General features: G+C 70.4%; 8 protein-coding genes. 6 read left to right on the top strand and 2 right to left on the bottom strand.

From position 1 onward, the window contains the following. The 3 genes from ACIQ7Q_RS05095 to ACIQ7Q_RS05105 all read left to right on the top strand — a co-directional run bounded on the left by ACIQ7Q_RS05095 (position 1) and on the right by ACIQ7Q_RS05105 (position 5875). On the top strand, positions 1 to 3075 hold the full coding sequence (locus tag ACIQ7Q_RS05095) for a glycoside hydrolase family 3 N-terminal domain-containing protein (RefSeq protein WP_403856348.1): 3075 nt from the start codon (positions 1 to 3) through the stop codon (positions 3073 to 3075). A 168-nt stretch (positions 3076 to 3243) separates the two neighbouring features. Next, entirely contained in the window at positions 3244 to 4590 is a 1347-nt protein-coding gene (locus ACIQ7Q_RS05100; RefSeq protein ID WP_403856350.1) for a hypothetical protein, read from the top strand. A 100-nt stretch (positions 4591 to 4690) separates the two neighbouring features. Continuing rightward, positions 4691 to 5875 carry a S8 family peptidase gene (locus ACIQ7Q_RS05105; RefSeq protein ID WP_403856352.1) on the top strand — a complete coding sequence of 395 codons (1185 nt, stop codon included), beginning with the start codon at positions 4691 to 4693 and terminating at the stop codon, positions 5873 to 5875. Positions 5876 to 6200: 325 nt separating this feature from the next. Here the strand turns inward: ACIQ7Q_RS05105 and ACIQ7Q_RS05110 are convergent, their stop codons facing one another. Continuing rightward, positions 6201 to 6818 (bottom strand): YceI family protein, encoded by a 618-nt coding sequence (locus tag ACIQ7Q_RS05110; RefSeq protein WP_403856354.1) that lies wholly within the window; start codon positions 6816 to 6818, stop codon positions 6201 to 6203. Positions 6819 to 7067: 249 nt separating this feature from the next. Between ACIQ7Q_RS05110 and ACIQ7Q_RS05115 the strand changes: the two genes are divergently transcribed. Then, the gene (locus ACIQ7Q_RS05115) at positions 7068 to 7577 is read left to right on the top strand and encodes a hypothetical protein (protein ID WP_403856356.1); all 510 of its coding nucleotides are present in this window, start codon (positions 7068 to 7070) and stop codon (positions 7575 to 7577) included. A gap of 104 nt (positions 7578 to 7681) precedes the next feature. Here the strand turns inward: ACIQ7Q_RS05115 and ACIQ7Q_RS05120 are convergent, their stop codons facing one another. Continuing rightward, positions 7682 to 8908, bottom strand: coding sequence for a glycoside hydrolase family 64 protein (locus ACIQ7Q_RS05120; RefSeq protein ID WP_403856358.1), 1227 nt, complete (start codon positions 8906 to 8908; stop codon positions 7682 to 7684). Positions 8909 to 9127: 219 nt separating this feature from the next. Here ACIQ7Q_RS05120 and ACIQ7Q_RS05125 point away from each other — a divergent pair, with 219 nt between their 5' ends. Next, entirely contained in the window at positions 9128 to 12994 is a 3867-nt protein-coding gene (locus tag ACIQ7Q_RS05125; RefSeq protein WP_403856359.1) for an endo-alpha-N-acetylgalactosaminidase family protein, read from the top strand. A 271-nt stretch (positions 12995 to 13265) separates the two neighbouring features. After that, on the top strand, positions 13266 to 13638 hold a 373-nt coding region (locus tag ACIQ7Q_RS05130; protein ID WP_403856361.1), incomplete at its 3' end, for a carboxyl transferase domain-containing protein.

Here is a 13638-nt window from a genome sequence, read left to right on the forward strand (position 1 = left end):
ATGCCACGACCACGCCTTGGAACCAGAACCTGCACGGCGGTGATCGCTGCCACCGCCGTGCTCGGCTCGCTCCTCGCCGGGGCGCTGCCGAGCGCAGCCGCCGCCGACGAGCCCGCGCCCGTGCCCGTCGACCGGTTCGAAGGCGAGATCCCCTTCGCGGGCCCGCCCGCCGAAGGCATCTTCACCTGGGGCAGCGACGCCGACGATCAGCCTCAGTTGGCCGTCAAGGAGCGCGCCGACGCCCCCGAGGGCGCGAAGGCCATCGAGGGCACCTACGACATCAGCGGCTGGGGCGGCGTCAGCCACGACTTCGCGTTCGACAAGCCCGCCCACGACTGGACCGCGTCCAAGGGCATCCGCTTCTGGTGGTACGGCCAGAACACCGCCCCGCTGCCGCCCGGTTCGGGCAAGCGCATCAACTTCGAGATCAAGGACGGCGGCGCCAACGGCGAGGCGTCGGAGCTGTGGACCACATCGTTCACCGACGACTGGGAAGGCTGGCACCTCGTCGAGATCCCGTTCTCGGACTTCGTCTACCGCGCCGACTACCAGCCCGTCGGCGGCATCGACCAGGTCCTCGGCCTGAACGAGATGTGGGGCTGGGCGCTCACCCTGCCCACCGGAGCCCCGGGCTCCTTCGCCATGGACGGCATGGAGCTGTACGGGAAGGCCGACCCGGCCCTGAAGGCCAAGGTCGTCACCGATGCCGCCGTGTACCCGGTCGACGAGGGCGGCACCGCCCACGTGAAGGTCTCCGTCGCCACCACGGGGTCGGTCCCCACCGACGAGGCGGTCACCGTCGACTACACCACGGAAGGCGGCACCGCCGCGTCCGGCAAGGACTACGAGCCCGTCACCGGATCCGTCACCTTCCCGGCCGGCACCGCCTCCGGCGCATCCCGCACGGTCGCGGTCGCCACCAGGAAGGACGGCTCGGCCGAGTCCGCCGAGACCGTACCGCTGAAGCTCACCGTCACCGGCGCCAAGGCACCGGCCGAGACACCGCAGGTCGTCGTGAACGCCCATGGCCTGCCGTACCTCGACGCCCGCCTCCCGGTGAAGAAGCGCGTCGCCGACCTGCTCTCCCGCATGTCCCTCGCGGAGAAGGCCGGACAGATGACCCAGGCCGAACGCAACGCCCTCAAGTCGCAGGGCGACATCGCCTCCTACGACCTCGGCTCGCTGCTCTCCGGCGGCGGCTCCGTACCCACTCCGAACGCGCCCGAGGCATGGGCGAGGATGGTCGACGCGTACCAGTTGCGCGCCCAGGCCACCCGGTTCCAGATCCCACTGATCTACGGCGTGGACGCGGTGCACGGCCACAACAACGTCATCGGCTCGACGATCATGCCGCACAACATCGGCATCGGCGCCGGCCGTGACCCGAAGATCGCCGAGAGGACCGGCGCGGTCACCGCGAAGGAGGTGCGCGCCACCGGGATTCCGTGGGACTTCGCTCCTTGCCTGTGCGTCACCCGCGACGAGCGCTGGGGCCGCTCGTACGAGGCGTTCGGCGAGGACCCGGCGCTGGTCACCGCGATGGAGACCGTGATCAACGGGATGCAGGGCGCGCGCAACGGCAAGGACCTCGACCGCAACGACAAGGTCCTCACCAGCGCCAAGCACTTCGTCGGCGACGGCGGAACCGGGTTCGGCTCCTCGACGACCGGCTCCTACACGATCGACCAGGGCGTCACCAAGGTCACACGGCAGGAGCTGGAGGCAGTGCATCTCGCGCCGTTCGCGGAGGCGGTGAAGCGCGGTACCGGCACGGTCATGCCCTCGTACTCCTCGCTGGAGATCGTGGGCGACGACGCGGGCCCGGTGAAGATGCACGCGAACGCCGAGATGATCAACGGCGTCCTCAAGGACCGCATGGGCTTCGAGGGCTTCGTGATCAGCGACTGGCAGGCCATCGACCAGATCCCCGGCGACTACCCGAGCGACGTGCGCACATCCGTCAACGCCGGCCTCGACATGATCATGGTTCCGACCAACTACCAGGACTTCACGAAGACGCTGAAGGACGAGGTCACGGCCGGCCGCGTCAGCGAGGCCCGTGTCGACGACGCCGTCTCCCGGATCCTGACCCAGAAGTTCAGGCTCGGCCTCTTCGAGCAGCCCTACGCGGACACCACCAACCTCGACGACGTCGGCTCCGCCGAACACCGCGCCGTGGCCCGCGAAGCCGTCGCCAAGTCCCAGGTGCTGCTGAAGAACGACAGTGCGGTGCTGCCGCTGAAGAAGTCCCAGAAGGTCTACGTCGCCGGGTCGAACGCCGACGACCTCGGCAATCAGGCCGGCGGCTGGACCATCAGCTGGCAGGGCTCCTCCGGCGACATCACCACCGGCACCACGATCCTCGCGGGAATGAAGAAGGCCGCCCCCGACGCCACGATCGACTACTCGAAGGACGCCTCCGCCGGCACAGACGGCTACGACGTCGGCGTGGTCGTCGTCGGCGAGACCCCGTACGCGGAGGGCTTCGGCGACGTCGGCAACGGCAACGACCTGGAGCTGACCGCCGCGGACAAGGCCGCTGTCGACACGGTCTGCGCCGCGATGAAGTGCGCCGTCCTGGTCGTCTCCGGCCGCCCGCAGCTCGTCGGAGACCGGCTCGCCGGCATCGACGCGCTCGTCGCGTCCTGGCTGCCCGGCACGGAGGGCGACGGTGTCGCCGACGTCCTGTACGGCAAGCGCCCCTTCACCGGGCAGCTTCCGGTGACCTGGCCCGCGTCGGAGGCGCAGCTGCCGATCAACGTCGGCGACGCGTCGTACGACCCCCAGTTCCCGTACGGCTGGGGCCTGACCACCCTCACCGGGACGCCGGGCGGCGGCGAGCCGACGCTCAAGGCGCTCACGGTCGCCGCCAAGGTCCTCCAGGCCACCGGCCACGGCACGTCCCCGCAGGCCAGGGAACTGGTGGGCAAGGCACGGCTGATCGTCCAGCAGAAGATCGGCTCGGACATCACAGAGGCCGCTGCGAAGCCGTTCGCGGAGGCCGACCACCTGCTGCTCACCGGCAACCCGTCGGGCGCGGTCACCAAGCTGATCGCCGCCTACCGGGCGGGCTGACCCACACCTCGGCGGTGGCATCCGGCAGGGCGGGTGCGCCGCCGACTCGTGCGGGCCGGCGGTGACAGACCGCCGGCCCGCACCGCCGCCGACTCGTGCGGGCCGGCGGTGACAGACCGCCGGCCCGCACCTATGTCTTGTTTGCGGCTGTTCGGGTAGTTTCAAGGCATGAGGACACGGCCGTTCGCTCTTGTGTCGGCCCTCGCGGGGCTGACCCTGTTGCTGCTCCTGGCCCTGGTGCCGGCCTCCGGCGCGGCTGCCAAGGCCTCGGGGCTGTCCGACGTCGCCGCCGCCCTGAAACAGGGTCCGGTGTACGTCCACCCGGCCATGACCGGCCAGCTCTCGCAGTCCGAGGCCGCCTCGCTCGCCACGCAGATCGAGGAAGCCGACAAGCCCGTCTTCGTGGCGGTCCTGCCCGCGACCGCGGAGTTCCCGCCCGACGACCTGCTGCGCAATCTGCGTGCAGAGACCGGCGTCACCGGCCTGTACGGTGTCCGGCTCGGTGACGGCTTCGACGCCGGGGCCGACGCGTCCGTGATGTCCAACCGGGCCGTCGAGAACCTCACCAACGCGGTGAAGGGCGGTGGGTCCGTCGACGCGGCCACCCAGCTCGACAACTTCGTCGACCAGGCGCTGCCCCAGGTCGGCGGCAGCGCTCCGGCCTCCTGGGATCCCGGTTCGGGCGGTGACGAGGGCGCCGGTGCGGGATCGCTGATCGTCCTCGGCGGCGTCCTCGCGGCCGGCGGTGCGGGCGCCTACGCCCTGCTCCGCAACAAGCGCCGCCGCAAGGCGGAGGAGGAGCGGGCCGCACTCGAGAAGCTCCGCGTCGTCGTCGACGAGGACATCACCGCCTTCGGCGAGGAACTCGACCGGCTGGACTTCCACCCCTCGGAGCAGGGCGCGGACGACGCCATGCGCGCCGAGTACGAGCGCGCCCTCGACTCGTACGACACGGCGAAGTCCCGCATGGGCGCCGCGCGGCACCCGGGCGACGTCCGCGGGGTCACCGAGGCCTTGGACGAGGGGCGGTTCGCGCTCGCCGTGCTGGCCGCCCGGCGCGAGGGCCGGCCCATCCCCGAGCGCCGTGCACCCTGCTTCTTCGATCCCCGCCACGGCCTTTCGGTCAAGGACATCTCCTGGGCTCCCGCGGGCGGTGCCGCGCGCGACGTCCCCGCGTGCGCGGCCGACGCGGCGCGCGTCGAGGACGGCCAGGACCCGATGGCCCGCACCGTCGACACGGGCTACGGACGCCGCCCCTACTGGGAGGCCGGCCCCGCCTACGGCCCCTGGGCCGGCGGCTACTTCGGCGGCGGTCTGCTGCCAGGTCTGCTGGTGGGCACGCTGCTCGGCAACATGCTCGCCACACCCGCGTACGCGGGTGACTACGGCGGCGGGGACTACGGCGGCGGCGAGTACTCGGGCGGCGACTTCGACTCGTCCGACTTCGGAGGCAGTGACTGGGGCGGTGGCGGCGGCTTCGGCGGCGGTGGTTTCGACAGCGGCGGAGGCTTCTGACCACTTACCCGGGCACGGCATGTACGGCAACCGTGGGGGCGCGACCCGCAACTGCTACCCAGAGTAGGATTCCCATACGCAGCGTGCTTGTCTCGTGCGCATGCGCAACAGAACCAGGCTCAAAGCCTTCGCCGCCCTCGCCGTCACCACCCTGCTGGCGACGGCCGGACCGCTGACCGCGAGCGCGCAGTCCGTCCCCGTCCCCGAGCTCGCCCCGCTGCACCGCGCGGCGAACGCCGTGCCCGGCCGCTACATCGTGACCCTCGCGGAGAGTGCCGACTCGACCGAGATGACCAGCGAGGTCGGTGTCAGGGCGCTGTTCACCTACACGTCGGTGCTGCGCGGATTCGCCGCCGACCTCACGGCCGACCAGTTGAAGCAGGTCCGGCTGATGCCCGGCGTCACCGCCGTCGAGGAGGACGCCACCGTCTCGGCGCTGGTCCCCGCGCCCTCCCTGGCGCCGGCGCGGTCGTGGGGACTCGACCGGATCGACCAGCGCGAGCTGCCGCTCGACTCCGACTTCACCGCGGCCGGCAGCGGACAGGGCGTCGACGTGTACGTCCTCGACACCGGGATCGACTACGGCCACTCCGAGTTCGGCGGCCGGGCCGTCTTCGGCTACGACGCGATCGGCGACGGCAGGCGCGGCCAGGACTGCCACGGCCACGGAACCCATGTCGCGGGCACCGTCGGGGGCGCCGCCTACGGTGTGGCGCGCAAGGCCTCACTGGTCAGCGTCCGGGTGCTCAACTGCGAGGGCAGGGGCGCCCTGTCGGGGATCATCGCCGGCATGGACTGGGTGGCTGCGAACGCCGAACAGCCCGCCGTGCTCAACGCCTCTCTCGGCAGCGACAGGTCGACCGCTGTGAACAACGCTTCCGACGCGCTCTCGGACAGCGGTGTCCTGCCCGTCGTCGCGGCGGGCAACGAAGCGCGGAACGCCTGCAATGTCTCGCCCGCATCCGCGGAACGCGGGGTCACCGTCGGGGCGACCACTGCCGCCGACCAGGAGACCTACTTTTCCAACTACGGCACCTGCCTTGCGATCTACGCCCCCGGGGCGGACATCGTCTCCGCGAGGATGGGCGGAGGCAGCGTCGCGCTGACCGGCACCTCCATGGCGTCACCACACGTCGCCGGAGTCGCCGCGCTCTACACGTCGAAGCACCCGACGGCGAGCGCGGACGAGGTCGCGGGGTGGCTCGTGGAGCAGTCCACCAAGGACGTGGTGACCGGCATCAGCGCCGGCTCGCCCAACCGTCTGCTCAACACCGGAGGCCTCTGACCCGCCCCCGGCCGTATCGCCCTCCGGCGTCCGCCCGCCTGCCGCAAGCACGGCAGGGGCGGGCGCCGTCGCTCCGGCAGTCGCCCGGCCCCCGAACTCGCCGTCAGTCCCAGAACTCGCCGTGGTCCGGAAGTGCGCCGAAGCGCCCGGGGCCATGACCTTGTCCCCGTGCCTCGGTTGGAGTTCACGCCGACCCGACGAAACGGGTGCTGTCCCGGAAACGCGAAGTGGGCCGCAGAGCGGAGACGCGGGAGCACGTCCGAGCGCCCGCCCGTGCCGAGGGGGCAGGGGCGGGCGCGCTCGTGCTGCGCTCCGGCGCAGTGGGTCAGGCGGCCTTGATCGCGGAGATGTCGAAGGTCAGCTTCACCTTGTCGCTGACCATCACACCGCCGGCCTCCAGGGCCGCGTTCCAGGTCAGGCCCCAGTCGGAGCGCAGGATCTCGGTGCTGCCCTCGAAGCCGACGCGCTCGCTGCCGTAGACGTCGGTGGCCGAGCCCTGGAACTCCAGGTCGATGCCGAGCGGACGGGTCACGTCCTTGATCGTGAGGTCGCCCGTGATGCGGTACTTGTCGCCGCCCACCTGCTCGGCGCCGGTGGAGCGGAACGTCATCTTCGGGAACTGCTCGGCGTCGAAGAAGTCGCCGCTGCGCAGGTGGGCGTCGCGGTCGGCGATACCCGTGTCGACGGAGGCGATGGCGACCTCGATGGAGGCGGTGGACCGGGAGGGGTCCGTGCCGTCCAGGAACAGCGTGCCCTCGTGCTCGCCGAAGGTGCCGCGGACGTTGGTGACCATGGCGTGCCGGACGGTGAAGCCGATGCTGCTGTGTGCGGGGTCAATGGTGTATTCGCCGGTCAGCGCTGTCAGTGCCGGGTCCACCTGCGGCGTGGTGGCGGCGGTGTCGAGGACGGCGACGTCGGTGGTGCGGCGGTTGAAGAGGCCCATGACTGCTCCTTGGGGACGGTGCGCCGGGAGCTCCCTGCGCAGTTGTTTAAGCTTCAACGAAGTCGACTGTAGGCCTATTCCGTACAATATTCAACTTCTTCGGGGTGGTGAACCCAGAGCTTCATCCGGAAGACGGGTACGCCCTCTGGCGGACGCGCGTAGAACTCGGGCACCATCTGTCTGCTCCACCTGCACAGCCGTCCCACCGGAAGCACGGTCCACAGCGGTCACCAGCAGGAGGGATCCCCCATGAAAATCCGCTCGGTCCTCAGCGCGCTCGCGCTCGTCACCGGCGCGCTCTTCGCCCCCGGTTTCGGCGTACTCACCACGGCCACCGACGCGCATGCCGCCACCAAGATCAGCCACTCCACGGCGACCTCGATGTTCCGCTCGTCAGGGATCACCTGGTCCTCGTCAGGGGGCTGTTCGAACCGCAACAACCCGACCTGTACGTCCTTCGAGCAGCTCAACCTCGCCACGGCGAAGGGAGCCCAGACCCTCAGAAGCGCCAGCGGCTGTGCCCTCAACATCACCGGTGGCACCGAGACCGGCCATGCGGGCGGCACGTACTCGCACTGGAACGGCTACAAACTCGACTACTCCAAGTACACGTGCGTCGGCAACTACATCAAGAACACCTTCACCTACATCGGCGTCCGTGGAGACGGCGCGCCCCAGTGGAAGTCCGGCTCCGGCAACATCTACGCGGACGAGGGCAACCACTGGGACGTGACGTACTACAACTGCGGCGGCTGCTGATCCGAATCAGTGACGGCATGACGACATCAGTGACGGCATGACGACGTGCGGGCGTCCGGCCCCCCGGACCGGACGCCCGCACGGGCATCAAGGGATACGTACGCTCAGGACCCGACGCTCACCGTGAAGCGCCTCGGATTCCCGTCGTGCGCCGCGCCGGAGACGTCGGGCTGCCCGTCCGGGCGGACGTCGTCGTACGGGAAGGCGTATCCGATCGGGGAGTTGGCGTGGACGACACGCGACCAGTGGTTCGTCGACGGGTCGCGGTAGTAGTCGGCCGCGGTCGCGCCGTTCGGCTGTTCCGGGTGGGTCAGCAGGGTGGTCCGGTTGAACGCCGCCGAGATCCGGGCCAGTAGGGCCTTCTTGTCGTCCGGGTCGTTCGGGTTGTTGGCGAACGGGCCGTGGTTGCAGGTGAAGATGTCCCGCGATGACGGCCTGGCGAAGGTGTGGCCGCCCTGGAAGGTCAGCACATCACCGTTGACCCGCCCGGCGAGCACGCCTCGCCCGCCCTGCAGGTCCACCCGGAGATCCTCCGCGCGGTACTTGTCCCACACCCGGTCGACATACGCGTCGAAGACGTCACGGAAGGGCATCTCGGCCGGGCGTTCGAAGTAGGGCGCCATCAGCGTCTGTGGCGAGATCGCCCGCAGGACCTGGCCTTCGCCGCCCCGGATCACCAGCTTGTCCCACGGCTGCCCGTCCCGGCCCGCCTGGGCGATCAGGTCGGCCGTGATCTGCTCCAGCGCCCCGTCGGGGAGCGGGGCGACCGCGTGGGTCGCGTCGCCGGTGAGCGTGAGGCCGATGGGCAGCGCTGTCACCAGGTCGACGTAGCTGATGTTGGCGTACAGCTGCGAGGAGTTGAAGGTGAACTCGCAGAACGACCAGATGCGGCCGTAGTTGGGGTCGGCCGGTGTGGCGAAGGCCGGTTCCACCAGGGACGGGCCGGGGTTGACGAAGAAGTCCAGCTTGTTGTCGCGGACGAAGTAGACCCGCGCGCCGAACATCCGCGGCAGCGTCAGGACCACCGGACCCTCGCCGGCGGCACGCAGCGGGATGGAACAGTCGACGCCCAGCGGGGTCTGCGGCGCGGAGGGGGAGGACGGCTTGTGGACACTGCCGTCGGCGCGCAGCAGTACCCAGTCGCCGGTGCCGTCCTCGTGGCCGGTGACGTAGGCGTGGACCGTGCCGGGCAGGGACGAGTTCTCCAGGGCGAGTTCGCAGGTGGCGGGCGCGGCGCCCGCGTCGGGGCTGAGAGCGCTTCCCCAGGCGGGGTAGGTGAGCGCTGTGGCGGTGGCGGCAGCGCCGGTAAGGAACGTACGGCGGGATATCACGGGATGAACTCCTGCTGTTGTGGGGGGAGTCCCACTCTCGCCACGGGTGGGGCGGTCGTCAAGAGTTGTTGCTGAGAGCGCTCTCAATTCGCCGGTACTTTCACAAGGCGCCGCCTCCGGAGGGCGACTTGGACTAACGCTCGGCGGTTGTTGGACTGCCGGACGCGGCCGTCACCGACTTCGTTGACGCCGCGAAGAACGGACGACTACTCAGTTCCCATGCCTCGTAGACACCGTGCGGCCTGCGCGCTGGCCGTCGCCTCCTGTGCCGTGTTCGCCCTGGCCGGGCCCGCACACCCGGCACCACCGGCCGACGGGCCCGGAGCCGTGTCGGCGTCCGGTGCCGGGCCCGTCCTCAGCTCCGGCCGGCTCTCGGTGAGCGTCGCCGACGACTTCCCCCGCGTCCTGTCGTACACCGATCGCGCGTCCGGCGCCTCGCTGCTCGGCAGCACCGCCCCCGTCACCGAAGTGACCCTCAACGGCACGCCGTACGAGGTCCGTCTCGACGCCCCGCCCCATGTCGAGCGGGCGGCTGCGCGCTACACCCTCGTCTTCCCGGAGCTGCCCGCCGTCGAGATGGACGCCGTCCTGTCGGTCTCGGGCAGTGCCGTGACGTTCAAGGTGACCGCAGTCCGCGACAGCGACGCCTTCCGGGTCGGCACGATCGACATACCGGGTCACGACCTGGTGTCCGTGGGCAGTACGGAGCGGGGCGCGGCCACCGCGTTCACCCGGCTCGACCCCGACTCGACGCGGACCGCGGACGTCTTCACGGAGGTCACCGCCGCGACCCCCGCCGACGCGGCCCCGGTGGGTGCCTCGTACGCCATCGTCAACACCGGCAAGCTCGCCGCCGCCGTCGAGTCCAACTCCTCCTACGACAGGCCCAGCGGTCCGACCGGCGGCGACGACGCCCGCTTCTGGCACCGGGCGACCAAGGACGCGGACGGTTCCACGCGCGTGGGCGTCTGGTCGGGGCAGTGGACGTACCGCGGGGCAGGCGCACCGAAGCCGGAGAGCGGCGACAACCTGCCCTGGGCGAAGGTCGTGGTCACGCCCGACGCCAACGGTGATCGCAACGTCGACTGGCAGGACGGCGCCATCGCCTTCCGCTCCATCGGCATCACCGCACCCGGCAGCAAGGACACCGCGGACCGCGTGGTCACCCACATCCCGTTCAACTTCGCCAGCCAGGCCACCCACCCCTTCCTGCGCACCCTCGACGACGTCAAGCGCATCTCGCTCGCCACCGACGGGCTCGGCCAGCTGGCCGTGCTCAAGGGCTACGGCTCGGAGGGCCACGACTCGGCCCACCCGGACTACGGCGGCAACTACAACAAGCGCGCCGGCGGACTCACCGACCTCAACAAGCTCCTCGAGGCCGGCGAGGAGTGGGGCGCGACCTTCGGCGTGCACGTCAACGCCACCGAGTCCTACCCTGAGGCGAACGCCTTCGACGAGAAGCTCGTCGACAAGACGAAGCCGGGCTGGAACTGGCTCAACCAGAGCTACTACATCGACCAGCGACGCGACATCAACAGCGGCGACCTGGCCGCACGCTTCCAGCAGCTGCGCGACGAGACCCACCGCAACCTGAACTTCCTCTACATCGACGTCTACTACTCGCACGGCTGGATCGCCGACAAGACGATGCAGGCGGTCCAGAAGCAGGGCTGGAGCGTCGGCACGGAATGGTCCGACAAGTTCGAGCGGGCGTCGCTGTGGTCCCACTGGGCCAACGACCTCGACTACGGCGGCGTCACCAACAAGGGCCTCAACTCGCAGATCATCCGTTTCATCCGCCACAGCGAGAAGGACATCTGGAACAACCACCCGGTCCTCGGCCAGAGCGCCCTCGAGGACTTCGAGGGCTGGACCGGCGAGACCGACTGGGACGCCTTCTACGACAATGTCTGGCAGCGCGACCTGCCCGCCAAGTACCTCCAGCAAGAACGGATCACCCGCTGGAACGGCAACGACCTCCGCTTCACCGGCGGCCTGCGCGGCACCGTGGAGGACGGCCGCCGTACCTTCTACGACCACGACCGCAAGGTCCTGGACGGCGACCGCTACCTGCTCCCGTGGGACGGCGGCAGAAAGCTGTACCACTACAACAAGGCCGGTGGCACCACGAGTTGGGGCGTGACCGGCGACGGGGGGTACACCGTCCACAAGCTCACCGACAACGGCCGGGTGAAGACCGGCACCGTACGCCCGAAGGACGGCAGGATCACGCTCACCGCCACCGCCGGACAGCCGTACGTGCTCTACCCCGACGACGCCCCCGAGCAGCGTGACGCCCGCTGGGGCGAGGGTGGCCCGGTCGCCGACCCCGGTTTCAACGACGCCGGCCTCGGCGCCTGGAACCGGCAGGGCACGGTCGGCCGGGACACCGACGACCAGGGCCGCAACAGCGCCGCGCTCGACGGCCCCACGGCCTCCGCCCTCTCGCAGCGCATCAAGGGCCTCGAGGCGGGCGAGCGGTACACCGCGTCCGCATGGATCGAGGTCGAGCCCGACGCCTCCCGCCGTACAACCCTGTCCATCGGCGGCAGGAGCGTGGCCGTCGAACGCTCCACCGCCAGGAACCAGGTCGCCGCCTCCGACTGGCACGGCACGTACTTCCAGCGCGCCAAGGTCGGTTTCACCGCGCCGAAGGGCACGACGACGCTGAAGATCGAGGCCGGGGCCGGCCACGACGCTCGGGTGCGGATCGACGACGTGCGCATCGTCGCCAACGCGCCCGCCACCAGGCCCGGATCGCTCGTCCACGAGGACTTCGAGGCCGTGGATCAGGGTTGGGGCCCCTTCCTCAAGGGCGACGCGGGCGGTGCCACCGACCCGCGCACCCATGTGAGCCAACTGCACGCCCCGTACACCCAGGCCGGCTGGAACGGGAAGCTGATCGACGACGTGCTCGGCGGCAAGGAGTCCCTCAAGGCCCACGACGAGAACACTGGCCTGGTGTACCGGACCGCGCCCTGGACCGTACCGATGAAGGACGGGCACAGCTACCGGGTGGAGTACGACTACCAGTCCAGCCACGCCGGCGCCTACGAGTGGGTCACCGGCTACGACCGGGCCACCGGCGGCTCCGTCGAGCGCCGCCGCACCCCCGTCGGCCGGCAGGGGGCACCTCCCAGCGGTAGCCGGGGGAGCTCCACCGGCCACTTCTCCGAGACGGTGACAGCGGGCTGCGGCGACACCTGGACGGGGCTGCGCAAGCGTGGCGACGCTCCGGACGGTGCGGACTTCGTGCTGGACGCCTTCACGGTCACCGACCTCGGCCCGGCCGCGGAGCGGGCCGCCTGCGGCACGCTCGGCGTGAGTGCCCCGCCCACCCTCGAACCCGGCGAGAAGAACGAGGTCGAGGCCGTCTTCACCAACGACGAGACGACCGCCGCCGCCCGTGTGGAGCTGGCCCTCCGACTGCCCGAGGGGTGGAAGGCGGAACCGACCGGCCCGGTGTCCTTCGAAACCGTCGCACCCGGCGCCAAGGCCACCGGGACATGGCAGGTCACACCGCCCGTCGACGCCGAGTACCGCGCGTACTCCATCGGCTCGACCGCTACGTACACCGTGGGCGGCTCCGCGCGGAAGCTCACCGCCGCGACCTCTGTCCGCACCCTTCCGCCGCCGCCGGCCGCCGACGCCTGGGCGAGCGACCTCGACTGGACGTCCGCCGAGAACGGCTGGGGCCCGGTCGAGCGCGACCTGTCCAACGGCGAAACCGGCACCGGTGACGGCAGCCCGCTCAGGATCGGGGGAGTGACCTACGACAAGGGGCTCGGCAGCCACGCGCCGGCGAAGGTCCGGTACTACCTGGGCGGAAAGTGCACCTCCTTCACCGCGGACCTGGGCGTGGACGATGTCCAGACGTCGCGCGGGAGCGTGCGCTTCAGTGTCCTGGCCGACGGCACGGAGAAGGCCGCCTCCCCGGTGCTGAAGGCCACGGACGCGGCCTGGCCGCTGATCGCGGACGTCACGGGCGCCGACTACGTCGAGTTGATCGTCGGCGACGGCGGTGACGGCAACGGCAACGACCACGCCGACTGGGGCGACGCCCGCTTCCATTGCGGGAGCTGAGCATTTCCGGTGGGAGCTGAGTGCCTCCGGCGGGCGGCCCGGTACGGTGGGCCGGCCGCCGAATTAACCCGACCGGAGTATGCGGCGTGTCCGGGCTGTGAGGTGGCTCTCAGCCGACGTGCTTGTCGGACCCCGACAAAGGACAGCTGGCCTGAGCTGGTGGTTGGCGCTCTGTGCGGAATGGTTCTGTCGAAGGCCGACAGGAGAACGGGCGCGAGACTGTACAGAGTCGACGGCAGGGTTTTCTTGGTCGGATCCGTAGGGTCGATGCATGACCGTTTTGGACGAGACCACCAGCGAGCCGACCGACGCCCGGGGCCGGGTGGCCGAGCTGCAGGCGCTGCGCGAGCAGGCCGTGCGCGGGCCGAGTGAGAAGGCGACCGAGGCGCAGCATGCCAAGGGGAAGCTGACGGCGCGTGAGCGGATCGCTCTGCTGCTGGACGAGGGCTCGTTCCGTGAGGTGGAGCAGCTGCGCCGGCATCGTGCGCAGGGTTTCGGGCTGGAGGCGAAGAAGCCGTACACCGACGGTGTGATCACCGGTTGGGGCACGGTGGAGGGCCGGACGGTCTTCGTGTACGCGCACGATTTCCGGATCTTCGGCGGTGCGCTGGGCGAGGCGCACGCCACGAAGATCCACAAGATCA

The sequence above is a fragment of the Streptomyces sp. NPDC096176 genome (assembly GCF_044763255.1).
Lineage (GTDB): Bacteria > Actinomycetota > Actinomycetes > Streptomycetales > Streptomycetaceae > Streptomyces.

What these genes read in the sequence shown, in the direction of transcription:
- ACIQ7Q_RS05095 (WP_403856348.1), top strand. Translation starts at nt 1, where the DNA reads ATGCCACGACCACGCCTTGGAACCAGAACCTGCACGGCGGTGATCGCT.
- ACIQ7Q_RS05100 (WP_403856350.1), top strand. Translation starts at nt 3,244, where the DNA reads ATGAGGACACGGCCGTTCGCTCTTGTGTCGGCCCTCGCGGGGCTGACC.
- ACIQ7Q_RS05105 (WP_403856352.1), top strand. Translation starts at nt 4,691, where the DNA reads ATGCGCAACAGAACCAGGCTCAAAGCCTTCGCCGCCCTCGCCGTCACC.
- ACIQ7Q_RS05110 (WP_403856354.1), bottom strand. Translation starts at nt 6,818, where the DNA reads ATGGGCCTCTTCAACCGCCGCACCACCGACGTCGCCGTCCTCGACACC.
- ACIQ7Q_RS05115 (WP_403856356.1), top strand. Translation starts at nt 7,068, where the DNA reads ATGAAAATCCGCTCGGTCCTCAGCGCGCTCGCGCTCGTCACCGGCGCG.
- ACIQ7Q_RS05125 (WP_403856359.1), top strand. Translation starts at nt 9,128, where the DNA reads ATGCCTCGTAGACACCGTGCGGCCTGCGCGCTGGCCGTCGCCTCCTGT.